This window comes from Streptomyces sp. ID05-26A, assembly GCF_033794685.1.
Classification (GTDB): Bacteria; Actinomycetota; Actinomycetes; order Mycobacteriales; family Pseudonocardiaceae; genus Lentzea.
Map to the genome: position 1 here is coordinate 294,030 of NZ_JARAYZ010000005.1, position 26,222 is coordinate 320,251.

Consider the following 26,222-nt stretch of genomic DNA (forward strand, 5'->3'; position numbering starts at 1 on the left):
GTCGACCGGGTGTAGTTAGTCATCAGCCGTGAGGCTGTGTCCGTCCCACGTGAAGCGCACGGTCGTAACGGCGTCATCCCCATCCGTGCCCGTGGTGAGCTGGTGAATGGCGATGCCGGTCAGCTCCCGGTAGTCGCACCACTCGTGGTCCGACGTGAGCACCAGGTCGAGGTCGAAGTTGACCAGCAACTCCAGCAACTGGCCGCGGTTGGTCGCGTCGACGCCGACGAAGACCTCGTCCAGCAGGATGAGCCGGGGTGCGGTGGGTGTGGCGTGGTAGTGCGCGGCCGCTGCTGCGAACAGCGGGAGGTGCAGCACGATGGCCTTCTCGCCGCCGGACAACGCGCCGTGCACGCGTTTGGTGACGGGGACCCAGCCTTCGCCTCTGTCTACCTTCACGACGAACTGGTGCCACGTCGTGTAGTCGAGCACCTGGGCTAGTTGTTGTTCCCAGCCCGTTGCCGAGTCGTGCGCGCGTGCTTCTTCTACGCGCTCGCGGAAGAACTGGTGCAGCAACGCGCGTTCGTCGTCGTCCAGGTCTGTGCGCAGCAGGAGGTCGCGGGCTTCTCGGGTGCCCGGTGGCAGTTGAGGGTCGACCTGCCAGTCGAGTTGCACGCGGATGCCCGACGCCGTCTGGACGCGTTCCAGGCGCTGGTTCATGGTGCCGACCAGTTCGGTGGCGCCCTGGATGCGCTGGGCGATGTGCCTGCGGGTGTCGCCGGTCAGGGTTTGGTCGAAGAGGTCGCGTTCGCCGTCCGTGATGTGCGTGCGCATGCGGTCGCGTTCGGCCTGCAGTGTGTGTAGCAGGGCGTGTGCACCCATGCGCGCGCCGTCCAGCGTCGCGGTCAGCACGGTGACGTCGTCGTCGGGGTCGAGCGACAGGTCGATGCGGCCTGCCAGTTGCTGCTGGGCCTCGTGCACCGCGGCGCCGAGACGGGACTCGGAGTCGCGGATCAGGCGTGGGTCCACCGGTCCGTCGGGCACCTCGCCGGCGTCGGCAGGGAGATGACCGCTGGTCAGGTGCTTGTAGCGGGCTTCGGCCGCCTCGTGCACGACGGCGGCTTCCGCAGCGCGTGCGGTGTCGACCTTGCGCTTCTCCTCCAACGTGCCGAGGGTGCGCGCCAGGCCCGTTTGCTTGTCCTGCAGCAGTTCGCGTTCCTCGGCTAGTGCGAGTGCTTTGGCGCGCAACGTGATGAGCTGCTGGTCCAGGGCGTGGAACTCGGAGCCCGCAGAACGTTCGACGGTCTCCAGCGTGATGGCGAGATCAGCCGCCTCCTGCTGACGGGCGGCCGTCGTCTCCTCCGCCTCGTCGGCCAGCGCGCTGCTCGTCGACGCACGACTGCCGGCGTCGACCGACAGCGACTCGGAGGCGAACGCGTCGTAGCGGTCGTCCAGCCAGCGGTGGGCCGCCGTGCCGAACGCCGTCAGCGCGTCCGCGTCCGGGACCTCGGCCGGCGCGGTGTGCCGGGCCACGGCGGACTCGGCCTCGGCCACCCGCTGGGTCGCGGCCGCGACGGCGTCCTTCCGTGCCGCACAACGCAACTGGGCCTTCGTCCGCTGTTCCTCGGCGATCTCGATCGGGTCGTTCGAGGGCTGCCGGGCCAGCTCACCGGCCAGCGTCGCGCGGCGCACCGCGATCTGGTTCAGCGCGGCGTCCACACCGGACAGGTCGGTGGCGAGCTGCTCGATCAGGCCGGTCAGCTCGGCGATCCGGCCCGCGCGAGCGCGTTTGCGGGAGTCCGCGCCGATGTAGGTGGGGAACTCCTTGGTCCAGCGGCCGTGCGCGTTGGCCAGGCGCCACGTGCCGTCCGCGCCGATCGCGATGGCGTGCCCGGTCGCCGTGTCGCCGAACGCGACACCGTCCAGGAACCGTTGGCAGCGCTCGTCCTCCGTGACGAGCACCTCCGACAGCGTGTAGCCGGGAGCCGGGGGAGCCAGCGACGGTTCCACGAAGCGGTCCCGTTCGGACATCCCGTACGAGTTCTCCGGCGTGAGCCACGCGTCGAGCAGGCCCGACGCCTCCAGAGCCGCCTCGACCGCGCCCTGCACGGCCGGCGGGGTGCCGGGGCGGAAGTCGACCAGACGCCACAGAGGGGCACCCACGGCGTGGAAGCGGTACTCGCCGTCACGCGTGTACGGCGCGGGCGGCGGCACGTCGACCTGGTTGGCGAGCTTCTCGCGGATGGAGTTGTACTGCGAGAGCTGACCGTTCAGCGCCGTGCGCGTCTCCTCGAGGCGTGCCTCGATGCGGCTGAACTCCTCGCGTGCGCGCGCGGCGGCCTCCACGACTTCGCCGTGCTCGGCCACGTTCAGCTCGGAACAACCGTGCGCCCACGTGTCGAAGTCCGCGCGGAACTTCGCAAACGCTTGCTCGAACGCCTGCTGCGCCGTGGTCTCCGCTTCCGTGGCGAGGTCGAGCTCGTCACGGGTTTCCTCGAGCCGTTGGCGTGCGGCGTTGCGTGCGTCGACAGCTCTCCCGTGGGCGGCCACGGCACGCATGATCGAGTTGATCTCGCTGAGCCGGGACTCGACGGCGGCGGTGAGGAGCTGGCGACCCGACCGTGCGTCGGCGCCCGACTCGATCTCCTCGAACACCGACGGCATGCCCGCGTGTTCGGCGGCTTCCTTTGCGATCACGGCGGAACGGCGCAGCTCATCGGCGCGTGCGGCGGCGTCGGTCTTCGCCTGCCCCGCCAATTCATCATCAGCAACGGCCCGTGCGCGCAGCTTCACGGCGTGCGCGGACGCCTCCGACGCACGCAGGTTCGCGGCAGAAAGCTGCTGCCGCAACAGGTCGAGCTGCTTGCCCTCCTGGTACGCGGGCAGGTCGGAGATGCCGGAGATCTCCGCGTCGACCGCGCTCGCCTCGCGTCCCAGCGCCGCGAGCTGGTCGAACGCCTCGTCGGTGAGCGTGATCTGACGCTCGTAGCGCCGGTCGCTCATCCGCGCGGCCCTGGTCAGGTCCTCGAGCTGCTCGGTCGAGGTCTCCAACGCCCACGAGGCCACGCCCAGAACGCGCTGGGCGTAGACGCGCTGAACGCCCGCTAGCCGCTCGGCGGTGATGATCTCCTCGTCGAGCCGCCGCAGTTCCTCACGCCGGCGGTCGAGCCGTTCGAAACCCTCGGCGATCTCGGTCAGATCGGACTGGTCGAGCGGCGGAAGTGCCTTGGACAGCAACGAGGACAGCACGCTCGGATCGAGCCGCTCGGACAGCTTCGGCGTGCGGAGTTGCAGTAGTGCGGTGATCAGCGAGTCGTACCGTTGCTCGCTCACGCCGGGGAACAACGTCGTCCGTACCGTGTGCCGGTAATCGGCCGGTGAGGTGTGCACGACGCCGTGTTCGCCGATCGCCGCGGCGAGGTCGGTCGTGGTCAACGGGCGGCCGGCCTCGTTCACCAGTGCCAGATCGCCGATCCTCTGCGACGTCGTGAAGTACGTGGCGGAGACGTTCGCCGTGTTCGTGGTGGCCTGGAGCCGCGCACCGCACGTGAACCACTCTTCGCCGTGCTGGAACTCCAGCCACACATACCCGACGCGCGTGCTGCCCTGGTTGCCCTCGCCCATGAGGTTCCAGTGCATCGTGCGGTCCGCACTGCCGAACGTCGACAAACGGTGCGGACGCAGGTTCGCGTCGAACAGGTACGGCAGCAGCAGTTCGAGGGCTTTCGACTTGCCCGTGCCGTTGGGGCCCCTGAGCAGCAGTCTGCCCTGGTAGAACGAGAAGATCTCGTCGTAGTAGCGCCAGACGTTGATGATGCCGGCGCGGCTCGGTTGCCACCGCTCAGTCATTGAGCTCCTCGACCGCGTACCTGGCTGCGGCGGGCAGCCTGTGAACGGTGCCGTTCTCCGTGCGTGCGAGTCCGAACGCCTCGAGCAGTTCGAGCGCGTCCGCCGCGAGTCTGCCCGCGCCACCGTCCGACTGGTAGGCCTTGGCCCACGTGCGGAACTTCGTGAGCAGTTCGCGTGACTCCTCGGCCAGGTCCTCCGTGGTGGCAGGACCCTGTGCCAACCGGTCGAGCAACAACAACGCGGCGACCTTCGCGTGGTTGTCGTCGTCCGGAAACCTCGTGTCCGTGGCGATCGCGTCGGCGTCGACCACGAGATACCCCTCGGCGCGTTCCTCCAGCGTGCAGCCGGCGAGCCTGATGCCCGTCTGCACGACCTTGCGCCCGGCGGGAGACGTCAGGAACGAGAGCTGGCTCGCGTTCAGATCTTCCTTGTAGAGCACGGGATCGTCGATCAGCCTGCGCATCACGGAGTGTCGTTGCCACAGGCTGCGGTGCGCGTTGTCGTACCGCGTCTCGCGGGTGAGGCCGGCGATCGTGTCCACTGTGGAGGGCGGCACCGGTGCGGCCAGCAGGCGCGTGATCAGCGTCGGGTCCGCGCGGACGTGCTCGCCCGCCTCGACGGCGCCCATCTCCTCCAGGAACGTCAGGACGTCGTTGAACGCGTTGCGGTCGCTGCGCCGGGCCGGGTCGAACCCGATGCCGTCCTCGGCTGCGGCCTGCTTCGTGCGGGTGTTCAGCTCGTCGAGCGTGGTCGTGGGTGTGCTCAGCAGTTCCGCGCACACGAGACACAGCAGTGTGTAGCGCCGCCGGTCGAACGCCGGACGCGTGCGGTCGGGCCGTTGCGTCACCTTGAACAGACGCGCGTATCCGGCCCGTGGCTCGACGATCACCCGCCAGCCGCAGTAGTAGTCGAACCACTTCGTGATGGGCTCACGGCGCCGTCTGATGAGGTCGAAACCGTCGTGGTCCTGTGCTGCGGTCAGCAACGGCCGTGCGAGCAGCATCCGGACACCACGCGCCACCTCTTCGCTTTCCAGCCGTGCGAGCTGGTTTCCCGTGCGGCTCATCGGCTCTGCACGTCGATCACGTAGTCGGGCCCGCTCAGCGTGCCCTTCTGGGTGGTCATGGTCGCCCAGCCGCGCGCGTTGCGCAGGTTGATCTGCATCCGCCCGTCACTCGTGCCGGCCGTGCGCGTGCCGGTGCTGTCCGGGTCGCTGCCCAGGGCCCTGCCGACCAGGTCGATCAGCCGGTGGAACGTGTCGTGGTCGAGGTTCGTGAGCGTGGAGATCCGGATCGCGCCGTCGGTCTGGATCAACGACCAGGCGTGTTCGAGCTCCGCGCGTTCCTTCTCGGCCTGCTCACGGCGGTTGCGGCGCACCTCGTCGACGTTGCGGACCTTGCCGGTGGCACCGATGTGCTCCTGCTTCCCGGTGGCGCGCAGCTGCGGCGACACGGGCACCGGCGGCGTGTTGTGCCAGGCCTCGCCACTGGGCAGCAGCTCACCGTCGGCGTGCGCGAGGTGCGCGTGCCGGGCCGGCCACATGCCGAACGCGGCGTTGAACAGCTCGTGCGCCTCGTCCTCGGTCTCGGTGCGCGCGAACCACTGGGCGAGCGCTCGGAAGTCGGCCGCGGTGTTCGTGGGCTTCTTGCGCTGCTCGCTGATCCGGTCGAGCACGCGCAGCAGCTGCACGATCGCCTTGCGCGACACGTCCTGCAGCTCCTCGACGCGCGGCGGGTTGTCGCTGAACCAGGCCTGGAGGTCGCGCCACCGCTCTTTTCGCTGCTGCAGCCACAGTTCGTCGCCCTGGTGGAGGCCGGCGCCGTTGCGGGCGCGTTCGTGCAGCTCAGCGGGGTTGAGGGAGAGGACGGCCTCGCGGATCTTCTGCTTGCGCGCGTCCAACTCGGCGATGAAGTCGCGCAGGTACGTGACCGTGGTGCGCTTGACGTCCTGGAACGTGGCCAGGTCGGCCTGGTCGTCCCTCAGGAGCCTCTGCAGGTCGGCGTTGAACCGGGTCGTGCCCGCTTGGAAGGCCTCCAAGTGGCCTTCGAGCTGGGTGAGCTTGGTGAACGCGTGGACGTCGTCGAGCGGCTCTTGCAGCTCTTCCAAGTGGGCCGCGATGGCGTCGAGGACCGCGGTCTGCAACGAGCCGGTGCTCGTCATCGTGCTCATCGCGTGCTGGATGCCGGCGTACGCGGCCTCGCCTGGTTTCGTCAGGCCGTACCGGTGCTGCGCCGCGTCCAGCAGGCCCCATCCACGGAGCGCAGTCAGGGACGCGCTGAGCTCGTCGTCCGTCACCTGCTCGGACCAGCCGACGCTGCGCAGTCGTTGCTGCACGTCATCGGGGGTGAGGACGGTCTGCAGGCGCTCGTTCGCCACCCCGAACACACGCATCACTGCGGTGTGCAGCTCCGCCTGGTCGGTCGTGGTGAAGCGGAACAGGTCCGCGGGCACCGGTGGAAACGTCGTCACCTGTGCCACCGTAGCTGGCGTTGTAGGGCTTTCGGGTGACAGGGCGGGCGCTGAAGCCGGCGGCGGAACCTGGCGCGCCTCAGCCGGACATGGTGCGCAGGTACTCCTGCGTCTCGGGATCCTCGGAGAAGACGCAGACCCCGCGCATGCCTCGCGTGAGCAGCACCTTGTAGGTGTTGCGGATCAGCCGGCCGAAGTGCAGCCCGTCCGCCTTCTTCACGGCCGGGTCGTGCGAGTGCTGGGGACGCGGCTCCCAGTGATCGTCCCGCCACACGTAGTCGTTTCCGAAGATCACACCTGCCCAGTCGTACTCGAAACCCTGGGCCGTGTAGACGCAGCCGACCTGACCGAACCCGCGCTCGTCGCTGGCCCAGAAGTGAGAGGCGGGCGCGTCGGGGACCCGGTGATCCGGTTTCGCGTTCCACGGACGTTCCCAGTCGCCGATCCGCACGTCCGGTACCAGCACTTTCGTCCCGCTCTCGGTAACGGGATCGCTCCACCGCCAGCAGTACCCGGCCGCGATGCGCGCGGTGCCGCCGTACTTGGCCTGCCGGTCCAGCAGCCAGGCCTCCATCTCCCGAGGCGATTCCGCGCTGCGGACCACGAACTCGTCGTCGGTGCGGGTGACGAGGGTGGACCACGCCGTGGGCTTCCCCTTGATGCCGAGCAGCTTGGCGACCCAGGCGTCGAAGAACTCCGACCCGCCGCAGCGGAACTGACCGCCGAGCTCCACCACCTCCACCGCGCACCCCGCGGCCGCCGCGGCAGCCTCGATCTCCGATCGCGATCCCATTTCGCCGGGCCGCACCGTCTGGTCTTCGTCGAGGAGGAAGACCGGTACCCAGGCGGCGTCGATCAGTTCCTCGATCTGCCTGCGCGCCTTGTCCCTGACCTCCCGCTTTGTGTACCGGTTGACGCTGGTCTCCCTGATCCGGTGGGCTTCGTCGCAGATCAACACGTGGAGGCCGCGCGGCTCGGCTTCGACGAAGTTGTTGAAGTACTTGAACATCTTCTGAACTCGTGGATTGCGGTGACCCGCGTGCCTGCGCATGGTGCTGGTGAACGAGCTGGAACCGGTCGCGTGGTAGACCTCCCTGCCCTGGCGCGCGAGTTCGCCGAGCAGGCTCAACGCGATGACGCTCTTCCCGGAGCCTGGGCCGCCGAGCACGATCACCACGGTCTGGGTCCGCGAGGCTCGAGCCTTGTCCACAGCCATCGTCACGAGGCGGTAGGCGACCTGCTGCTGGTCCAGGAGCAGGAACTGTTCTCGATCCTGGATCTCCTTGGCCGCCGCGGCGAGCAGGGGCTTCGACGGGGCGTGGCGCATGCCGAGGAACTCGTCCGCGGCCTGGCGGGCCCCGTCCCGTGTCGCCGAGTCGCGGTCGAGCAGCGCGCGAAGCCGGTCGATCAGCTTGCTCTTGCTGTCGAGGGTGTACAGCTCACCGAACTCGTCGACCGCGTACTGCGAGATGCGCCAGACCCCTGCTGCACGCGCGTTGTGCAGGTACGCCACCCCGTGCACTCGATCCGGCTGTTCGGCGAGCGCCGGCGTCGAGTCCACGAGGTACTCGCAGTACCGGCGGACCTGTTCGACCGGATGCAACACAGGTTGGGTGTAGTGGTCGATCCGCACCAGATCCTCGCCGTAGGGCTCGGCCTTGGACCACTGCTTGAGCTCGACCAGCACGTAGGACGGCGCACCATGTCCGGGGTGCTGACCGCACAACACCACGTCCACGCGCATCGGGCTGTGGGGCAGCTTGTGCTCCAACAGCACCTCGACGTGGCCCAGGCCGGCGTCCACGAGATCAGAGAGGAACGCGGGCAGGCTGTTGCGCCAGGACCGCACCTCGCCGTTGCCGACACCGGCCTCGAACTGGATCCGAGCCTGCTCCGCGAGCACGGTGTGCAGCCGGTCGGCCAGGGCATCGGCGAGCAGTGCCTCGGCGCTTTGGCGGACGAGAGCCACGGATGTTCCCCCACTCGAGCATGCGGAATCCACACGCGGGTGGGGACAGCGACGAGGTGCCTGGAACAGTCACACCCGGTGTCCGTCGGGCCGCACAGCCGAGGTTAGTCGATCTCCAGTGGTCTCAGCCCGCCATCGCTCGAAGGTGCTCCTGTGTCTCCTGGTCCACCGAGAACATGGTGACGCCGCGCATTCCTCTCGTCAGCAGGACCCGATATGCGTTGCGCACCAGCTCGGGAAACCGTGCGGAGTCTCCGCGCACGCCCGGGTCGTAGGACTTGTCCGACTGGGGCACCCACCTGTTCCGTCGCCAGACCAGGTCCTCGCCGAAGATCACGCCCGCCCAGTCGTACTCGAAGCCCTGCGCGGTGTAGATGCAGCCGACCTGCCACACGCCGGTGGGATCAGTCGCCCAGTACGTGTGCTCGGGGCCGTGCGCGTTGGCGACCTTGTAGTTCCACCACCAACCCCACGTCCCGATCCTGACGTCGGGCTTCGGTGCGCGTGCCCCCTTCGGCCACGGCCAGCAGAAGCCGGCCGTCAGGCGACCGGTCTCCTCGGGTCCACGGCGTTCCTTGATCCATCGCTGCATGTCGAACGGGTCGTCCGCGACGTGCACCTGGAACTGCTCGGCGCAGTTCAGGCTCGACCACTTCTCGGGTGTCTGGGAGGTGATCCCGAGCAGGCAGTCGACCCATCGGTCGTACGCGTCGGATCCACCGCAGCGGAACTGGCCGCGCAGATCGATCTGCTCGACCTCACAGCCGAGTTCCCCGGCGATCCTGCTGATCTCCTCCACGGTCCCGACCTCGTAGGTGCGCAGGCGCTGGTTCTCGTCGAGCAGGAACACGGGCACGCGAGCCGCCAGGATGAGCTCCTTGATCTGCGGTTCGCTGTTCTTCTTCGCGTGCCTCGACGCTCCGGACGGGGTGCTCGACTCTCGTAGCCGTTGTGCCTCGTCGCTGATGATGATGTCCAGGCCGTGTCGCTTGTCCGCGCTGAAATTGTTGTTGTACCTGAACATGTCGGCCACACGCGGAGCATCTGGATCAACGTACTTGCGCAGGGTCTCGGTGAAGGCCCTGGAACCGGTCGAGTGGTAACCCTTCATGCCAAGGCCTTTGAGACTGCCGAGAAGCGACAACGCGATGGCGCTCTTTCCCGAGCCCGGACCGCCGACCACGACGACGACCTTCTTGCGGCTGCCTTCGTCGGCGTCGACCAGCACGTTCTTCACCGCCTCGAAGGCGGCCTGCTGCTGATCGACGAGTGGCATGAGGGTGCGACTCACGATGGAGTCGTGTGCGATCTCGAGGAGCTGTGCCGATGGCCGGGTCTGATACCCGAGAAACTTCTCGGCCATTACCGCGTTCTCGTGGTGAGGCCGACTGGAGTCGAGCAGCCCTTTCAGCCGCGTCAGGAACTTCGAACGCTCGTCGATCGTGTACGTCCGGCCCCAATGATCTGCCGTGTGTCCGAGGAGTGGCAGCACATTCGCGCGGTGGGCGTTGTGCAGGTAGGCGACTCCGCTGACGAGTTCCTTCTGCTCTGCCAACGACGGCACCGCGTGATGGACGAAATGGCAGTAGCCGCGAACCTGGTCCGACGGGTGCGGGCGCAGCTGGTCCTTCTCGTGCTGCCGAACCAGCCGCCCCTCCTTCGCGAACACGCGGCTCCACTGCTTCAACTCGACGAACACGTAGGACGGCTGTCCGTTGTCCGGGTTGTGGCCGCACACGATGGCGTCGACACGCAGTGAGGAACGCGGAAGCGAGTGCTCGAGCAGAACCTCGGATTCTCCGAGGCCCGCGTCGACCAACGCCTGGAGCAACTCCTTCAGGCTGTGCTGCCAGGATCTCGACTCGCGTTCGTCGGCCTTGCGGAAGTGGGCGTTGAAGTACGCCCTCTCGAGTCGGCTGTGCAGTACCTCGCTGAGCGCTTCTTCGAGCAGACTCCGGGCACGTCCATGTGCGAGTGGCACCAGTTCCCCCACTGTTGCTCCTCGTGACTGTCGTCACTCGATCAGGTTATACCCAAACGAGTGATGAGCCGGGGGCAACTGCGGCAACAAACGGGGGCCTGAACAGCAAGCAGGAACAGGGCGGCCTTGATCACGTGCGAGTCGAGCCGACCTGGCCGGCGCTCACTGCGTCTTGATCACCGCAGGAAGTTTCGGTTCAGCGAGTCGCGCGCGGGATTGCTGTTCTCGAGACGCTGGGCGATCTGCAGGTTGGACAGCGGCTTGGCGATCACCGTGCCCACCAGGATCAGCATGATCATCGCTGCCCTGGCGAACTTGCTCTCGTACGGCTGGTCGACTGCCTCCCACTCGCCGTGCAGCAGGGTCACCGCCTTCGCCTTGCCGATGTCGTCCGGGGTGAACTGGGACTGGCTCAGGGTAGAGGTGACGCCAGGGCCGAACCGAGGTGATACCTCCACCGCGCATCGCCAGACGACGCCGAGGTAACGCCAGTCCCGTCCGCATGACTGGGCAGTACCGCTGCCCAGCGTCGGCAGCGCGACGATTCCGTCGTCGTTGATGTGCGCCACGACGAAGACGCCGTGCACGAAGTACGCGCCGTACAAAGCCAGCGCGCCGATGGCCAGGTTCCACGGCCACTGGGCGCGCAGGCGGCGAGCCAACGCTCGTCGCCGCTCGGGGTCGGCCGGGTAACCGAGCCGATCGCGTGGCCAGAGGAAAAAGGCACCGGCGAAAGCGGCGATGCCGAACGCGAACATCCCGATCTGGTTCCACGGCATCGGGGTGAAAGAGGCCCGCGCCGGGCTGAAAGACGGCGGTGCGTCTCTGTACGTGAACTTCTCCATCGGCACGTCGGTCCCGATGTCCGCGGGGGTCAGCACGGAGGAGTCGTTGGTGTAGCGGTACTGCTTCCCGTCCGAGTCCGTCACGATCGCCGTGCAGCTCCACCGGGTGCCGAGCAGCAGCCAGTTGCGCGAACACTGGACGTCGTTCGCTGTCGCCACCGCCTTGCCGCCGTCGCCGGCGTCTGCCCAGAAAGCGCCGATGAAGGCCGCGATGTACAAGGACAACAGCAACCAGGCCACAGCGAAGCCACGCTTGCGGTACTTCGTCACTCGCGGTCCTTCTCTTCCCACTTCTGCTCATCGGTGGCGACGAAGGAGTTGTTGTACTCCTTCAAGCCCTCCTTGGTGGGTGAGACCAGATCACCCCAGTTCGGTTTGAGGTGGCTGATGTCCAGGCTGGACACGGCGCGGACCCAGTTCTGGCCGTCGAGCACTCCCTTGCTCAGGGGCGCGTCGATGCTGTCGCCGGCGCGCTGTGACGCCGTGTTCGGATCGGGCATGTCCTTGTTGCGAGCGGACAGCGGAGGTTGGTTCATGTGCTCGTAGTAGTCCTCGACCGCCTTCTTCCTCGCCGGACCGTTCTCCTTCACGCTCGAGGCCCAGTCATCGACCTTCTGACTCGTGCGCTGCGCCCAGTCGTCCACTTTGGTCATCGCGTTGTCCACCGCCTCGCGAGTGCGCGTACTCGCGTTGGCGAGGTTGTCGCCGAGCTTGTCCAGGCCGTCGGCACGAGACGTGCGAGTAGCCGCGTCGTGTGCCAGTTCCGCGGCTTGCTGGTTGCCGTGCCGGGAGTTCGGCATCGACTTGCTCAACGACGCCAGCTCGTCCGCCTGCTTGCGCATGGCGTTGCCCGCGGACTTGGCCAGGCCGCTGAGCTTGTCCAGCGCCTTGAACAGCCTGGAGAGGAAGCTCATGATCTTGGTGCCGATGGAGATCGCCTTCGTCACCGCGCGGGTGATGAACGCCGCGATCGACGCACCCGCTGTCGGGATGGCCGCCGCAGCGGCCGGAATTCCCCATGCCAGCAGGGTGCCCGCGAGTTCGGCGATCAGGTCGCGGATCAACGTGCGCGTGGCCGCGACACAGACACCCGCGATCTTGACCTTGTTCGCGACGGATGCGGCTGCGCCCGACGACTGGTTGAGCTTGTCGATCAGGTCCGTGCAGCGCTGCTTGTAGGCGTCCGCCGCAGGGCCTGTCCACCCGGCCAGCGAGGAGAGCCTGTCCTGGTAGCCCTCCTTCTCCTCGCTCAGACGCTTGGAAATGTTCTCCCAGGTCGTTGCCGCGGCCTCGATGGCCGGCGGGTCACCCGCCAGCTTGTCGAAGGGTTCTCGGACGAAGTCGACGTTCTCGATGATCCAGCCCACGACCGAAGCGGCAAGGGTGCCCAGTGGGTCGGCCAGGAGGCCCGCCACGTCCATCACCGACGCCGCGCCGTCGATCCCCAGTGCCGCGGCGTCGAGTTCCTTGTCCGGACGCGCGGCCAGGCCGAGGTTGCGGCCCACGTCCTCCAGGGAGTCGAATGGGCCGGCTCCGGTGAAGACCTTCGAGTTCTCCTGGGGCTTCGCGATCAACGGCTCGTTCATCGGCTCAGCCCTTCGAGGGAAGCCGCGTTGCCGGTGTCGATGCTGTCGTAGAGCTCGGCGGTGCGCACGAGTTGGTCGCCGGTCGCCTCCACGGCGGCCGGGAGTTTGCTGACGAGGTCCTTCGCGGTGTCCAGTTCCTCGTTGAAGATGCCCGCGTACATCTGGCAGATCTCGCCCATCACGTTCGCTCCCAGGCTGATCCGGGAAGCCGTGACCACCTCCTGCAACGAAGGTGCGACGGCGGTGAGGAGCTGCTTGCCGTGGGCCGCTATCGCCTCTGATTCGGCGGCGAACTTCCCGCTCATCGCAGCACCGAGCTTCCGCCGAAGTCCTCGTCGTCGCCCTGCGCCGGTCGCGGGGGCCCTGCGGAGGGTGGCGGCTCCACCGTGCCCGCCGGGTCGATCACGGCGATGCCCTGCTCTACCTGTTCACGCAGGAAGGCCATGCCCTCGCCGTCGCCGAGGATCGGGCGCACCGTGTCCTCGATCTTGCGGGCGGCTTCGACCTGAGCGCGACGGATCGTGTCCATGATCGTGCGCCCCAGGGCGGTATGACCGAGGTCATCGGCGCGTGGGGTGAGCTGGAGCGATTCGAGGCGGCCACCGGAACCCACGGTGACGAGGACCGAGCCGTCGGGGCTCTGGGCGTCGGTGCGGGACTCGCGGAACGCGGTCTGGATGGCGTTCGCCTGCTCCTGCGCCTGGTGCAGGCGCTGCTCGAAGCCGGCGAGGTACTGGTGCGGATCGATCACGACCCGATGGTCCCATTCAGTCGCACTCTCCGCGCACGGTTGGGCACAATGCGTGCATGGTCAAGCCGCTCATCACTCGGGAGCTGAGGGAACGCGCTCGGCGTGTCCCCAACAACTGGCTGCACGTCGTGGACCCTGCCTACGACGACGTGTCCGGTGTTCCCGCAGATGCGGTGATGGGCCGGTACCTCGTCGACGCCAGGGGCGAGATCACCGACCAGTACGTGGTCAACCCTCGATATCAGGCGCGTGAGATCTCCTTTGAGAACGATCTCGAGGCGGTCATGTACCTGGTGCGTTGCGGGCACGACAACAAACAGGCGCTAGTGGACGCGGTGCTGGCGGCGGAACTGGTGCTCCCTGCCGATCCTGCTCGCGAGCCGCGCGAGCATCTGGTCGTGCGCGGGGACGTGGTCGACGTCTTCGCTTCGGAGCAGGCCCAGCCGCCTGACTGGCCACCGCACTGGCATCGCTTCCGGGGAGTGGAACTGGCGGTGGTCCTTGATGCGCTGGAGCGGCCCGTCACGGTGCTGTTGACCGCGCAAGGTGGGGTGCAGTTCGAGATTCCGGGGGAGTCTCTCGTGGACGGACTGCGCTCGGTGATCACGATGGGGTGATCCGCGTGGTGGCGTTGATCGGCTAGCGGCCCGCGTTGGGCCGATCGGCCTAATCTCCCGCCATGCGGACGAGGCTGACCCCCATGCAGCAGGCGGTGGTGGATGCCGGGCGGCCGTTGCCGCAGTTGACGGATCCGTTGGAGGTCGAGCTCCAGGTCAGCGCGTTCGTCGGGCCCTTCGCGGACAACGAGGAGTTGTGGGAGGTCGTTGTCCGGCACCTGCAGGAGGTGCCCAGTCGGCGTAGTGCGGCGCTGCTGACGGCGTTGGGGCATCTGCTTCCTGGGCGGCCTGGGGTGTGGGCGCAGAAGGCGGCTCGGCATCAGCCTGGGCCCCGGTGGGATCTGGGAGCGCTTTCATTCGGACCGTGCTGGATCGGTGATCGGTCGATCGACGCCGGATATCTGGCACTGCTGTGCAGTTATTCGTACGGCGATGCGCCTCACGCCATGGTTTTCATGATCGACGAAATCAGCGGGAGCTTGACGCGGCACGCGTTTCTGACTCGGCAGGTCGAGGAGGCGCTCGACCGGCTCAGGGACGAGATGCGGTTGGAGCTGATCACACCTGAGGCGGCTCATTGGCTGCTCAGCCGCAGTTACGACCGGTTCGAGCGGCGGCCTGGGCTCGGGGTGAGCATGGACGTGCACCACACGAGGTTGGTCGCGCGCAGGCGGATTACGTTGGCGATGAATTGAGTCGCCTGTGCGTTTCGCAACGTGATGATTCATCCGACTGTGCACATTGTCTGTAGCTCGATCGTGAGTGGCCTATTACTGTCCGGGTTGTCGATCACAGGGCGGAGGGATGGTCGTGGCCGCTCTTCCCGGGAGTGATGATCAGGCCCTCAGTCGTGTCCCTGACCAGGCGCGGCACCCGTGGTTGTCAGTCGCGTCCCAGCGCTTCGGGCAGACGACCGCGCTGAGTCAGTTGCTGCTGGGCGCGACACTGGGTTTCGGCATGACGTTCTGGGGTGCGTTCCTCGCTCTCACGATCGGGGCCGTGCTGCTCAACGTCGTGGCGATCGCGGTGGGGGTCATCGGGCAGCGGGAGGGGCTGTCGACCTCGTTCCTCGGCCGGTGGACCGGGTTCGGGCACGCCGGGTCGGCGATGCTCGGGCTGATCATCGCTCTGGCGTGCACCGGGTGGTTCGGGGTGCAGACTGGGCTGGCCGGTGCCGTGCTCGCCGGTGTCTCCGGGATGTTGTCGGCGCCGGTGTGGTCGTTGCTCCTCGGGGTCCTCATCGTGGTCATCGCGGTCTATGGCGTGCGGTGGATGGCGTGGACGTCGTACGTGGCTGTGCCCGCGTTTCTGCTGTTGCTCGGTTACCTCGTGCTGCGCGATGTCAACGATGTCGGGGTCGTTGTCAGCAGCCCCGCGCCGGGGGTGCCGATCGGGATGCTGACGGCGATCACGCTGGTCACGGGCAGTTTCATCGTCGGGGCGGTGACCTCGCCGGACCTCACGCGCTTCCACCGCACCGAACGGGACGTCGTCAAGCAGACGGTCTTGGGGATCACGGCCGGTGAGTGGGTCATCGGGCTCGCCGGCGTCGTTCTCGCGCACGGGCTCGGCACCGCGGACGTCACGGGCGTCATCAGTGCGTCCGGCGGGTGGATCGGTGCGCTGATCGTCGTCACGGTGGTGCTGAAGATCAACGACTGGCACCTCGGCACGGCCTCGCTCGGGATCGTGAACTTCTTCGACGCCGTGTTCGCGGTCCGGATCAGCCGGGCGCAGGTGATCGTCGTGGTCGGGTGCGCGGGCACCTTCCTCGCGGCCGCCGGGATCGTGCACCAGTTCAGCCACTTCCTGGTGCTGCTGGCGGTGGTGTTCCCGCCCGTCGCCGGGATCATGGCCGCCGAGTACTTCGTCGTGCGGCAGTGGCGCAACGAGATCATCTCCACCCGGCCGCACGTGCCGCGTTCGGCGCCCTCGTGGGTGCCCGCGACGGTCGTCATCTGGCCTGCTTCGGCCTTCCTGGGCGAGTTGCTGCCGTTCGGACAGTCCAGTGTGAACTCTCTCGTGCTCGCGTTCGGGCTGTACGTCTCCGCCGGTCGGCTGGACCTCTTGAGGATGCGGACGCGCAGGGCCACCAACCGTAAGGTGGTCGAGGAAGCTCAGGCCGCCTGAGGGGTGGACATGCACATCGGTATCGACGTCGGCGGCACGAACACCGACGCCGTTCTCGTCGAGGGCCGGCGTGTCCTGACCGCGTGCAAGGCGACCACGACGGCCGACGTGACCACCGGGATCATCGACGCGGTCAGTGGGCTGCGGCACGCGTTCGAACCGGCGTCGATCACCGCCGTCATGATCGGGACGACGCACTTCGTCAACGCCGTCGTGGAGGGCAGGGGGCTCGCGCGGACGGCGGCCGTCCGGCTTGGACTTCCCGCCACAGCGGCACTTCCGCCGTTCGTCGACTGGCCTGAGGAGCTGCGGAACGCCATCGGCGGGCACGCCTACCTCTGCCACGGTGGCCACGAGTACGACGGCCGGGTCATCTCGCCGCTACGAGAGGACGAGCTGCGCGCGGTCGCCGCCGACATCGCGGGGAAAGGCGTGCGGTCGGTCGCCATCTCGTCGGTGTTCTCGTTGGTCAGCAGCGAGTTCGAACGCCGGGCCGCCGAGATCCTCACGGCCGAGGTGCCGGGTCTGCTGGTGAGCTTCTCGCACGAGATCGGGCGGCTCGGCCTGCTGGAGCGGGAGAACGCGACGATCATCAACGCCGCACTGCGCGTGCTCGCCGAGCAGATCGCCGACGGACTCTCGGAATCCCTGACGGCACAGGGCATCGACGCGCCCCTGTACCTCAGCCAGAACGACGGCACGCTGATGGACCTGGAGTACGCCCGCTGCTACCCGGTCGCCACGTTCTCCTCGGGCCCTACGAACTCGATGCGCGGTGGTGCGTTCCTGGCCGGTCTGGACGACTGCGCGGTGATCGACGTCGGCGGCACCACGACCGACATCGGCGTGCTGCACCACGGTTTCCCGCGCGAGGCGTCGTCCGAGGTGCTGATCAGCGGCGTCCGCACGAACTTCCGGATGCCCGACGTCCGCTCGATCGGCCTCGGCGGGGGCAGCGTCGTCAGGCGGTCACCCGAGGTCCAGGTAGGACCGGAGAGCGTCGGATTCCGTTTGGCGCAAAGAGCCTTGGTGTTCGGTGGCGACACGCTGACGGCGACGGACGTGGCGGTCGCGGCGGGTCTCGCCGACATCGGCGACAGGAGCCTCGTCGAGAACCTGGACCGGACGCTCGTGCGGGCGGTGCTCGACCACGTCGGCGACCGGATCGCCGTCCAGGTCGACCGCACGCGCACGAGCCCCGCACCGGTGCCCGTCGTGCTGGTCGGCGGCGGGAGCGTCCTCGTGCCGGACGGGATCAAGGGTGTGAGGCCCCCGCACCACGCCTTCGCGGGTGCCATCGGTGCCGCGATCGCGCAGGTCGGCGGTGAGGTCGACCGGGTGTTCACGATGGAGCCGGCGCGCCGGGACGAGGTGCTCGACGCGGCCCGGCAGGAGGCCGTGGACAGGGCGGTGGCGGCGGGGGCGGACGCGGGCAGCGTGCGGATCGTCGAGATCGAGGAGATCCCGCTCGCCTACCTGCCGGGAAACGCGAGCCGCGTGCGAGCGCGTGCGGTGGGTGATCTGCTGCTCGGCCACTAGGGTCCTGCTCATGCACCTGCTGCGGCCCGACGAGGTGGACCGGCTCGCCCTGGGCGTGGTCATGCTCGGCAGCGGTGGCGGGGGTGGCGAGCAGGAGACCCACGCGTTCGCCGCGATGCTGCGGCACGAGATGCGGCAGAGCGGTCCTGTCACGGTCCTCGACGCGGCCGAGGCCGATCCGGACGGGTACGGCGCACGGGTCGGGCTGCTCGGCGCACCGACCGTCATGATCGAGAAGCTGCCGTCCGGCCGGGAGGCCGAGGAGGCGCTCAAAGCGTTGCAGGCGCACGACTCCACGCCCGCGACGGCCGTCATCGGCTGGGAGATCGGCGGGTGCAACGGCCTGTTGCCGCTGCTCCTCGCCGCACGGCTGGGCCTGCCGTACGTCGACGTAGACGGGATGGGGAGAGCGTTCCCGCGGATCGACCAGACGACCTACGACGCGGCCGGGCTGCCCACGACCCCGCTGGCCATCACCGAACCCAGCGGCAACCGCGCGGTGCTCGACTCGACCGGCATCGAGAAGCTCGCCCGCACGGTGATGGTCGACTTCGGAGGCTGGGCGATGATGGTCGCGAAGCCGTTGAAGCTCGCGGACGCGGTCGCGGCGGGCATCACGGGCTCGCTCGCGCGTGCTCTCGAACTGGGCGAGATCTGGTCGCGGCGCGCGGACTCCGTCGCCGAACGGGCCAAGGCCTCCGGCGGTTTCCTCGTGGCACGGGGAAAAGTCGTCGAGGTGTGGCGTGAATCGATCGGGGACTTCCCGCGCGGAACGGTGGCGCTGCGACGGCTGGACGCCGACGATGCGTACGTGCGCCTGGAGATGCAGGGGGAGTACCTCGTCGCGCTCGCGGACGGCGAGGCGCTCGTGACGACGCCGGACCTGCTGTGCTGCCTGGACGCCGAGACCGGCCACCCGTTGTCGGCCGAACGGCTCGGGTTCGGCGCGGTCGTGGACGTGGTAGCGCTCCCATCACCACCGCAGTGGGTGCGCCCGGGGCTGCTCGGCCGGGTCGACCCGAGGGCCTTCGGCTACGACCTCGACTACCTGCCGTTCCGGGACGCCGAGTGATCGACGACGCCGACTCCCTGACCGTGCGCGATCTCCTGGAGATCGGCGTGCTCGGCGACGTGACGCTGCTGGCGGGCGAACGCGGCGTCGGCACCGAGGTCGCGGACGTGCGGCTGGCGGCGGACATCACGGCCGTCGAGGCGTGCTCGGCGGGTGACCTGGTGATCCTCACCGGGCACCAGCCGTACCTCGTCGAGGTGGCGCTGCGCCGGGCGTACAGCGCCGACGTGCGGGCCGTCGTGCTGGTGCGTCCGTCGACCGGCGGCTACCAGGCCCCCTCGACCGCGACGATCTCGTTCGCGAACCGGCTCGGCGTGCCGTTGCTGCAGGCCGACGCGGACGACCCGCTGCTGGTCGCGGACGCGTTGCGCACGGCGGTGCGGCGTCCCGAGGTCGCGGCGGCCAGGCTGCTCAACGCCGTCACCGCACGGCTGGGGCGCAGCAGGCCCGATCCGCGGTCGGTGATCACGATCCTGGCCGGTGAGCTGCACGTGACGTGTGCCGTGATCAGCGCGGACGGCACCGCGATCGAGGGCGTGTCCCCGCCCGGACTGCCGCCGGACCTGCTGGCCGGCTCCGTCGCCGCCACCGTCGAGATGGCCGAGGGCTTCGCCGTGGCCGTGCCGGTGGAGACCGACCGCACCGGGCACGTCCACCTGTGGCTCGTCTCGCACGCGCGGGGCAGCAACAAGCGCTGGGCCGAGACGGTCGCGCAGATCAGCCAGGTCGCGTCGTGGGCGCTGGGCAGCTGGGTCGCCGCCGAACGCCTGGAGACCGAGCGCCGTGCCCGTTCCCGAGGCTCGCTGCTGTCCGAACTGCTCGCGTCCGGTGACGACGTGCCACCACAACTGGTGCAGCAGGCCGTGCTCGCCGGGTGGCGGCTCGACGGCTGGCACACGGGCGTCTACGTCGTGCCGTCGAGCGTGGCCGACACCGCGAGCGCCGAACGGCTGCGCGTCGACCTGTCCCGCCGCGGTCTGCACGGCCAGCTGGTCGAGGGAGCGGAGGGCTGGTCGTTCTGGCTCACCAACGACTCCGAGCCGCCGCAGTCGCAGCACCGCGAGCTGACCGCGAAGATCGCCCAGGTGCTGGGCGACTGCCCGCTCGTGGCCGGCATCGGACGCCCGCACCCCGGCGTCACGGGGGTGGGCAGGACGCTCGCCGAGGCCCGCGAGGCCGCCTCGATGACCGGCTCGGCGAAGGTCGTGCACGTCGACGAACTGGGCGTGCGACGCCTGCTGTCGATGGCGGCCGAGACCCCGGCGCTGGTCGACCAGGCCGCACGGCTGCTGGCACCGCTGGCGGGTGTGGAGGACGGGCAGTTGTTGCGCACCCTGGCCGTCTACCTCGACGAGGAGTCGGTGACGTCGTCCGCGGCCGTGCGCCTGAAGGTGCACCGGAACACGGTGTCGCAGCGGATCAACCGGGTCGAGCAACTGCTCGGGGTCAGCCTGCTCAACCCGGACGAACGGCTCGCAGTTCACTTGGCGTGCCGGGCGGTGCGTGCCTCCGACGACTGAGCGGCGAGGTGGCTCTGCAGCGTGCGGTGCAGGAACGCGTGGCCGTCGAGTCTGCGTCTGGTGATGATGCGCTCTTCGGTGTGCGCCAAGAAGCTCGCCATGTCGCGCGGCAGCATTCCGTCCCTCCGGATCAGGCGCAACGCGGTGCGGTAGCTCCACCAGCCTTGTAACGACATCGCGATCCCTGGAAGCCACACTCCTAGGGCGGTGCCGATCACCAGCGACATCCCCTCCGGCTTCAGCGATGGTTCGGTGAGGTGGTCGACCGACAACAACGCGATCAGGGGCAGCAGAGAAACGAGGCATGACGTCAGACGCACTTGCAGCGTGCGGCGGGTGGCGGACACCTCGCGGCCCAACACGAGAGGTTGGTCGACCGCTTGGTCCGGTAGCACGAGGATCGCCGCCATCAGCCCGCCGACGATGCCGGCGAACTGTCCGACCAGGAGGGCGTGGAAGCCGTCGAACCACCCCACTGCGTCGCCGACCGCACCGACGATCATGCCGATCGTCAAACCTGTCGCAGTCATGGACGCAGCGATCTTGCCCGCTGAAGTCCAGTCCAGGGTCCAATGGATGGACATGAAGTCCGTGTCGTTGTTGTGAAGCGCGATGTAGACGATTGCGCCCAACAAGGAAACGACCAAGCCCGCCGCTCCGATCTTCTGCCACGCGAGGCTGGTCGCGATCGCGGACAGCAGCGCGGTGAACCCTACGTTGAACACAGCGATTCCCGGCCAGGCACGCCTTTGACGGTCGACCCACGCCAGACTCAGCGCGTCCATGCGGAAGGTGTCGCGCCCCGCTCTTTCCAGCAGAACCGCCAGGCTGCGCGCATAGTGCAGCGTGTCCTCGTAGTTGTACGTGACAGTGCTGGTCAGGCTGCGCTTCCTTGGTAGAACCTCGCGCAGATAGGCCGACCACAGATGGTCGAGCTGGTTCGCGGTCAGTTCACGCACTGCTTCCTGGTCCACCAGCTTGCCGCGATAGGTCAAGACCGCCACGGTCAGCGTGAGCGGGGTGTCCAGCAAGGTCGCCAGGGCCGGGTTCCGTTGGCACGCGGTGCGCAAGGACGCCAATTCCGCACCCGCGTCAACCAAGTATCCGTCCACGTCCTTCGGGCTCAGCGACATGATCTCCGCCGCGACTCCGAAGGCGAGTTTGCGGTTGGCTTCGAAGTACTCGGTGGTCCTGCTGCACACCACCAGGCCCGTGTTCAGCCGGGATCGCAGCAAGGACAAAGCTTCCAAGCACCTGCCTCGGTCCCTCGCATCGCGGATCTCGTCGAGTCCATCCAGCAGCAGTACGACCGGGCTGCGATCGGCCCACAACCAGTGCTCGACGTGTGCGGGAGGAAGTTGGTAGAGCCGGCCGATCTCGAAGGCGAGCCATTTGACGGTCCTGGCGACGATGAGTTCGTCCTGGTCCAAGCCGGTTTCTCTGCGGATCCACGACAGTGCCGGTGTTCTGGGCGATTCGACCCGCCAACTGCTGCCGGACAAGGGCACCACGATCGGAACGAGGCCTTCGGGGTCGCTCAACAAATGATCTGCGAGGCGCAGGAGCTGAGTGGTCTTTCCTGATCCTGGCGCGCCGAGTACGAGCAGCCTGCGGGCGGTGTTCGGATCGGCGAAGATTCCGGCGATCCCCGCGTTCAGGTCCGGGGTACCGATGACTCGCAGTGGACTTGTGATCGCATCATGCCGTTCTGCGAAGCCGAGCTTCGCTGGCACGATCCTTTCGAGTGAGCGAGTCAGGAACTGATCGATCCAGATGGCTTTCATGCGCTTGCGGAGGTCGTCGAGATGGCCGTCGGCGCCGGGGTCGAATGCCTGGCGTGAAGGCGGCGAGGCATGTTCCCGTTGTTGCCACGCGAGCGCGCCTGCCGCCAACAACACGAGGGCGAACGTGACCATCGCAGTACCCGTGTGGTTCTTCATCCACTCCTGGCCGGGCAGCGGGTTGGCTGCTACCCAGTCGCCCAGCGGTGCGAAGTAGGCGGCAGCGAGCGCGGAGACGGTCAGCGCGAGTGCCGCAGGCACCCAATCGCGTTTCTTCACTGCCCCCACCTCCCGTGCTGTGTCGTCCAGGAGGCGCTGAGCGTTTCAGCGCGGCCGATCAGGACGAGGTCACGTAGGGACGAACGCGGGCAGCACGGCGTCCACCTCGAAGCCGCCGTCGTCCGTCGGGCCGGCGGTCAGCGTTCCCCCGACCATCTCCACCCTGCCGCGCAGGCCGAGCAGACCGCTGCCCGCACCGGGGAGTGCCAGGACCGGGGAGACCGGTCTCGTGTTGCGGATGACCGCGCGCACGATGCTCGGTCCACAGTGGATCGTGATCTCGGTGCGGGCGCCGGGCGCGTGCTTGTGCACGTTGGTCAGGGACTCCTGGACGACCCGGTACACCGTGCGGCGCATGGCGGGGGAGATGGTGTCCGCGTCGCCGTGTTCGGTGAGGGTGATCGCGAGGCCGGTGCCGGAGTCGGCGACCAGGCGGGAGAGGTGGTCGGGCAGCACGTCGGGGATGCGGGTGGTCCGGCCGGAGCGCAGCACGCCGACCAGGTCACGCAGTTCGTCCAGCGCCTGGCAGCCCGCGGTGCGCAGTTCGCCCGCCGCCTCGCGGACGCCGTCGTCGTGCGCGGCGATCCGCAACGCGCCGGCGTGCAGCACCATCAGGTTCAGCCGGTGCGTGACCACGTCGTGCATCTCGGCGGCGAGTCTCGTGCGTTCGTCGGCTCGGGCCTGCTCGGCCAGCAGTTCACGTTCCCGCTCGGCCAGAGCCCGCGTGAGGCTGCGCCGCGTGCCGAGGTAGAGGCCCGCGAGCGCGGCTGCCACGAGTACGAGCAGCACGAGTGCCAGGTCTCCGGCCTGCGTCACGCCGGTGACGATACTGCCGGTTTTGTGCCTTGGATCACCTACTGGAGCAGGGGGTTGACCCTACTTTCGCAGGTGGCGACACCCGACTTTTCCGCCTGCCGAACGCCGGCGTCCGGTCACTGCACTCGGCGCGTGAACAGGGCCGTCCAGAGGAACGACTTCCCGAACCGCGGCGAGTCCGGCGGCTCCTCCGACATCCGGCGCAGTTCCACCTCGGTGAGGTCCTGGAAGATCCACCGCAGCTCCTCCGGGGTGTGGCCGACGCCGCCCGCGAGCCCGGTCCGGTACAGCTCCGCGTCCGGGACGGCGGTGCCCTCCTCGTCGGTGAAGCAGGTGAGCGCGAAGTGGCCGCCGGGGACCAGCGCGCGGTCGAGCAGCGCGAGGTAGCTGACGCGGCGGTGCGGTGGCAGGTGGTGGAAGCAGCCGGAGTCGTAGATCAGGTCGTACGAGCCCTCGGTCGCGAACGCGTCCCCGTGCCGGAAGCGGATGTCGAGGCCTTCGGCGCGTTCGGCAGCCCATCTGATCGCGGTCGCCGAGATGTCCACCGCGTCGACCTGGAAACCGTTGCGCGCCAAGAAGATCGCGTTGCGGCCGGGACCGCAGCCGACGTCCAGGGCGCGGCCTGGCCGGAGCAGGCCGCGTTCCACGAGGCCGGCCAGGTTCTCGTCGGGCTTGGCCACGAAGAACGGGATTTCGCGCGAGCGGTCCGCGTAGAAGCGGTCCCACCAGTCGCCCTCGGGCGAGGCGGCCAACCCGTCCAGAAGAGCCATGACGTCGTCGATCGTGCGCACGGTCCGTTGCACTCAAACCCCCAGGTAGACGCCCTGCAAGTCTACCTGGGGGAGTGGGTTACAGGCCGCCTTCGCTCAGGCGTTTGCGGTAGCCGCGAGCACCTTCGGAGCCCACGTTCTCGTGGAAGTCGATGCCGCCCGGGTTGGTCTGCACGTGGTAGTAGCAGGCACCCCACAGGCTGGACGCGACCGAGTCGTCGAAGTGGATGAGGCTCCCGTACTTGTAGCCCTTGTTGTAAGGCGTGACGCGGGTCGTCCGCATCGAGTACTCGGTGGCGATCACCGGCTTGCCGGGCCACTTGGACGCGCACCGCGACAGGGTTTCCGAGTAGGTGAGCTCGTTCCACCCGCCCTGCGCGGCGAAGTTGCCGTCGTCGGCGTTGCTGTAGAAGTGGACGCCCACGAAGTCGCACTTCTTGATGGCGTTGACGAAGTTCGGGTTGGCGTACCAGGTGTCCGGGTTCGTGGTCTTGTTCGGCGACAGCGCGGTGCCGCAGATCTTGGCTCCGGGGAACGTCTCCCGGATGCGGTCGATCGTCACGCTGAGGTTGTAGCCGTACGCCCACGGGTCGGCGACGCGGATGTTCGGTTCGTTGCCGAGTTCGATGATGCACTTGTCGGCGCCCGAGCGGATCCTCTTGAACTCGAAGAAGCGCGAGTCGCGGATCTCGGCGACGGCCTGGTTCGGGTCGATCATCTTGTCCGTGTCGCCGGTGACGGTGCGGACGATGAGGAAGTTCGTCGCGCCCGCCGCGGTCCAGACGTGGTCGGGGAAGTTCTGCCACGGGCCGGAGCCCGGCATGCCCCAGCCCGTCACGACCTTCGCGAGGTCGGCGCCCTGGTTGTTGATCGCGTCGATCCACGTCTGGTAGCCGTCGGTGAGCAACGGGCCGTGCGCGCGGTAGTGCGGCGCGGCCGACGCCTGGCCCGGCAACGACGCCATGCCCGCCGCCGCGACGGCGCCTGCCGCCAGCTTGCCGATCGCACGGCGGCTGTACTGCCTCTCGCCGGACATCGCCGGTCTCCCTTCGTCGAGAACGACGCCAGACAACATCGGCCGGGTATGAGGTCAGGTATGTGATCGGTATGTGAAGGGGTGAACCTGGACACCGGTAACGGCTCGTTACTACTTTGGCGGGCATGACTGGAGCCGTGACCGGGGCGCACGTGCGGGACACCAATCTCCAGGCCGTGTACCGGGCGATCCGCCGGGAACACCCGGTCACCCGTGCGCAACTCTCGCGGGACCTCGGGATGTCCAAACCCACCGCGAACAGGGCGATCGACGCGCTGCTCGCGGCCGGGCTCGTCGAGGAGGTGCCCCGGCCGCCGGACGCGGCGGGGTACGACGCGGTGTACTTCGGGCCGCGGGCGCGGGCGGCCACGGTGCTGGCCCTCGACCTCGGCAGCCGGTACCTGCGCGGCATGATCGCCGACCTCGACGGGGAGGTGCTCGCGCGGCTCGACCAGCCGGTGACGAGCAACGAGCCGGCCCACGTGCTGGAGGTGGCGCTGAGGCTGAGGGACGCGCTCGTCGACACGGCGGGGTCGCTGCCCGAGGTCGCCACGATCGGCATCGGTGGCGTGATCGACCCGCGCACCGGGATCGTCCACGACGCCAACCAGCACGCGTTGGAGGGGTTCGCCGCCAAGGCCGAACTCACCGCCGCACTGGACCTGCCGGTGATCGTGGAGAACGACGTCAACCTCGCCGCGGTCGGCGAGGGCTGGCGGGGCGCCGGTGCGGGAGTGCGCGACTTCGCGTTCCTGTCGATCGGCAGCGGTGTCGGTGCCGGGCTGGTGCTCGGCGGCGGTCTGCACCGCGGTGTGAACGGCGCCGCGGGTGAGATCGACCAGGTGCCGCCCGGCCAGCGGTTCCGGACCGACAGCCCGGCCGCGGACGCGTTCCTCGCGCACGTCTGGCAGCACTCCGACTTCGCCACCTGCGAGGACGTCATGACCGCCGCTCGGGCACGCGACGACCGCGCGCGGCGGCTCGTCGCCTGGGAGGCCGACCGGATCGCCGAGCACGCCGCCAGGATCGTGTCGGTCGTGGACGTCTCGTTGATCGTGCTGGGAGGTGGCATCGGGTTGAACGGTGATCTGCTCGCCGAGCCCGTGCGCACCTCACTGGCCGCGCTGTCCCCTTACAAGCCACCCGCCGTGGAGACCTCACGGCTGGGCGAGGCCGCCATCCTCACCGGCGCCGTCGCCACCGGGCTCGGCACCGTGCTCACGAACCTGGTCACCACCAGGGTTTCTGCCGCCCACTGACACTCCCCGCCAG

General features: G+C 68.4%; 20 protein-coding genes. 7 read left to right on the forward strand and 13 right to left on the reverse strand.

The genetic code is table 11. The features are described from left to right. Positions 1-15: 15 nt before the first annotated feature. The 9 genes from PV646_RS36095 to PV646_RS36135 form a co-directional block, all read right to left on the reverse strand. On the reverse strand, positions 16-3,789 hold the full coding sequence (locus tag PV646_RS36095) for a TIGR02680 family protein (protein ID WP_500346790.1): 3,774 nt from the start codon (positions 3,787-3,789) through the stop codon (positions 16-18). Then, a complete protein-coding gene (locus PV646_RS36100) occupies positions 3,782-4,855 on the reverse strand; it encodes a TIGR02678 family protein (RefSeq protein ID WP_500346791.1) in 1,074 nt (357 codons plus the stop codon). Before PV646_RS36100 ends, PV646_RS36095 begins: the two co-directional genes overlap by 8 nt. Next, a complete protein-coding gene (locus PV646_RS36105; protein WP_500346792.1) occupies positions 4,852-6,258 on the reverse strand; it encodes a TIGR02677 family protein in 1,407 nt (468 codons plus the stop codon). The genes PV646_RS36100 and PV646_RS36105 overlap by 4 nt, the downstream gene beginning before the upstream one ends. Before the next feature lie 79 nt (positions 6,259-6,337). Beyond that, a complete protein-coding gene (locus PV646_RS36110) occupies positions 6,338-8,227 on the reverse strand; it encodes a DNA/RNA helicase domain-containing protein (RefSeq protein ID WP_500346793.1) in 1,890 nt (629 codons plus the stop codon). 124 nt (positions 8,228-8,351) lie between these two features. After that, positions 8,352-10,220: a DNA/RNA helicase domain-containing protein gene (locus PV646_RS36115; protein ID WP_500346794.1), complete on the reverse strand. Its 1,869-nt coding sequence runs from the start codon at positions 10,218-10,220 to the stop codon at positions 8,352-8,354. A gap of 164 nt (positions 10,221-10,384) precedes the next feature. Next, positions 10,385-11,323: a DUF6346 domain-containing protein gene (locus PV646_RS36120; protein WP_500346795.1), complete on the reverse strand. Its 939-nt coding sequence runs from the start codon at positions 11,321-11,323 to the stop codon at positions 10,385-10,387. Beyond that, positions 11,320-12,639: a WXG100 family type VII secretion target gene (locus tag PV646_RS36125; protein WP_500346796.1), complete on the reverse strand. Its 1,320-nt coding sequence runs from the start codon at positions 12,637-12,639 to the stop codon at positions 11,320-11,322. The genes PV646_RS36120 and PV646_RS36125 overlap by 4 nt, the downstream gene beginning before the upstream one ends. After that, positions 12,636-12,944, reverse strand: a complete 309-nt coding sequence (locus PV646_RS36130) for a hypothetical protein (RefSeq protein ID WP_500346797.1) — start codon at positions 12,942-12,944, stop codon at positions 12,636-12,638. Before PV646_RS36130 ends, PV646_RS36125 begins: the two co-directional genes overlap by 4 nt. Next, a complete protein-coding gene (locus PV646_RS36135; protein WP_500346798.1) occupies positions 12,941-13,390 on the reverse strand; it encodes a YbaB/EbfC family nucleoid-associated protein in 450 nt (149 codons plus the stop codon). Before PV646_RS36135 ends, PV646_RS36130 begins: the two co-directional genes overlap by 4 nt. A 128-nt stretch (positions 13,391-13,518) precedes the next feature. Between PV646_RS36135 and PV646_RS36140 the strand changes: the two genes are divergently transcribed. The 6 genes from PV646_RS36140 (at position 13,519) to PV646_RS36165 (ending at position 20,268) form a co-directional block, all read left to right on the forward strand. Then, entirely contained in the window at positions 13,519-14,007 is a 489-nt protein-coding gene (locus PV646_RS36140) for a hypothetical protein (protein WP_500346799.1), read from the forward strand. A gap of 83 nt (positions 14,008-14,090) precedes the next feature. Continuing rightward, positions 14,091-14,702 (forward strand): hypothetical protein, encoded by a 612-nt coding sequence (locus PV646_RS36145; RefSeq protein ID WP_500346800.1) that lies wholly within the window; start codon positions 14,091-14,093, stop codon positions 14,700-14,702. A 184-nt stretch (positions 14,703-14,886) separates the two neighbouring features. Then, entirely contained in the window at positions 14,887-16,137 is a 1,251-nt protein-coding gene (locus PV646_RS36150) for a purine-cytosine permease family protein (RefSeq protein ID WP_500346801.1), read from the forward strand. A gap of 9 nt (positions 16,138-16,146) precedes the next feature. Next, positions 16,147-17,676 (forward strand): hydantoinase/oxoprolinase N-terminal domain-containing protein, encoded by a 1,530-nt coding sequence (locus PV646_RS36155; RefSeq protein WP_500346802.1) that lies wholly within the window; start codon positions 16,147-16,149, stop codon positions 17,674-17,676. Positions 17,677-17,686: 10 nt separating this feature from the next. Then, positions 17,687-18,748, forward strand: coding sequence for an S-methyl thiohydantoin desulfurase family protein (locus PV646_RS36160; RefSeq protein ID WP_500346803.1), 1,062 nt, complete (start codon positions 17,687-17,689; stop codon positions 18,746-18,748). Further along, positions 18,745-20,268 carry a helix-turn-helix domain-containing protein gene (locus PV646_RS36165; protein ID WP_500346804.1) on the forward strand — a complete coding sequence of 508 codons (1,524 nt, stop codon included), beginning with the start codon at positions 18,745-18,747 and terminating at the stop codon, positions 20,266-20,268. The genes PV646_RS36160 and PV646_RS36165 overlap by 4 nt, the downstream gene beginning before the upstream one ends. On the opposite strand, the gene PV646_RS36170 is transcribed toward PV646_RS36165, so the two are convergent. The 4 genes from PV646_RS36170 to PV646_RS36185 form a co-directional block, all read right to left on the reverse strand. Next, the gene (locus PV646_RS36170) at positions 20,229-22,328 is read right to left on the reverse strand and encodes an NACHT domain-containing protein (protein WP_500346805.1); all 2,100 of its coding nucleotides are present in this window, start codon (positions 22,326-22,328) and stop codon (positions 20,229-20,231) included. The genes PV646_RS36165 and PV646_RS36170 overlap by 40 nt on opposite strands. A 69-nt stretch (positions 22,329-22,397) precedes the next feature. Then, the gene (locus tag PV646_RS36175) at positions 22,398-23,144 is read right to left on the reverse strand and encodes a sensor histidine kinase (RefSeq protein WP_500346806.1); all 747 of its coding nucleotides are present in this window, start codon (positions 23,142-23,144) and stop codon (positions 22,398-22,400) included. 116 nt (positions 23,145-23,260) lie between these two features. Further along, a complete protein-coding gene (locus PV646_RS36180; protein WP_500346807.1) occupies positions 23,261-23,947 on the reverse strand; it encodes a class I SAM-dependent methyltransferase in 687 nt (228 codons plus the stop codon). 46 nt (positions 23,948-23,993) lie between these two features. Beyond that, entirely contained in the window at positions 23,994-24,950 is a 957-nt protein-coding gene (locus PV646_RS36185) for a hypothetical protein (protein ID WP_500346808.1), read from the reverse strand. A 125-nt stretch (positions 24,951-25,075) separates the two neighbouring features. Between PV646_RS36185 and PV646_RS36190 the strand changes: the two genes are divergently transcribed. Then, positions 25,076-26,209: an ROK family transcriptional regulator gene (locus PV646_RS36190; RefSeq protein WP_500346809.1), complete on the forward strand. Its 1,134-nt coding sequence runs from the start codon at positions 25,076-25,078 to the stop codon at positions 26,207-26,209. Positions 26,210-26,222 lie beyond the last annotated feature (13 nt).

Bases quoted from the DNA above. Each gene is read 5' to 3' on its own strand.
- PV646_RS36095 (WP_500346790.1), bottom strand. From the start codon at position 3,789: ATGACTGAGCGGTGGCAACCGAGCCGCGCCGGCATCATCAACGTCTGG.
- PV646_RS36100 (WP_500346791.1), bottom strand. From the start codon at position 4,855: ATGAGCCGCACGGGAAACCAGCTCGCACGGCTGGAAAGCGAAGAGGTG.
- PV646_RS36125 (WP_500346796.1), bottom strand. From the start codon at position 12,639: ATGAACGAGCCGTTGATCGCGAAGCCCCAGGAGAACTCGAAGGTCTTC.
- PV646_RS36130 (WP_500346797.1), bottom strand. From the start codon at position 12,944: ATGAGCGGGAAGTTCGCCGCCGAATCAGAGGCGATAGCGGCCCACGGC.
- PV646_RS36145 (WP_500346800.1), top strand. From the start codon at position 14,091: ATGCAGCAGGCGGTGGTGGATGCCGGGCGGCCGTTGCCGCAGTTGACG.
- PV646_RS36155 (WP_500346802.1), top strand. From the start codon at position 16,147: ATGCACATCGGTATCGACGTCGGCGGCACGAACACCGACGCCGTTCTC.
- PV646_RS36160 (WP_500346803.1), top strand. From the start codon at position 17,687: ATGCACCTGCTGCGGCCCGACGAGGTGGACCGGCTCGCCCTGGGCGTG.
- PV646_RS36185 (WP_500346808.1), bottom strand. From the start codon at position 24,950: ATGTCCGGCGAGAGGCAGTACAGCCGCCGTGCGATCGGCAAGCTGGCG.
- PV646_RS36190 (WP_500346809.1), top strand. From the start codon at position 25,076: ATGACTGGAGCCGTGACCGGGGCGCACGTGCGGGACACCAATCTCCAG.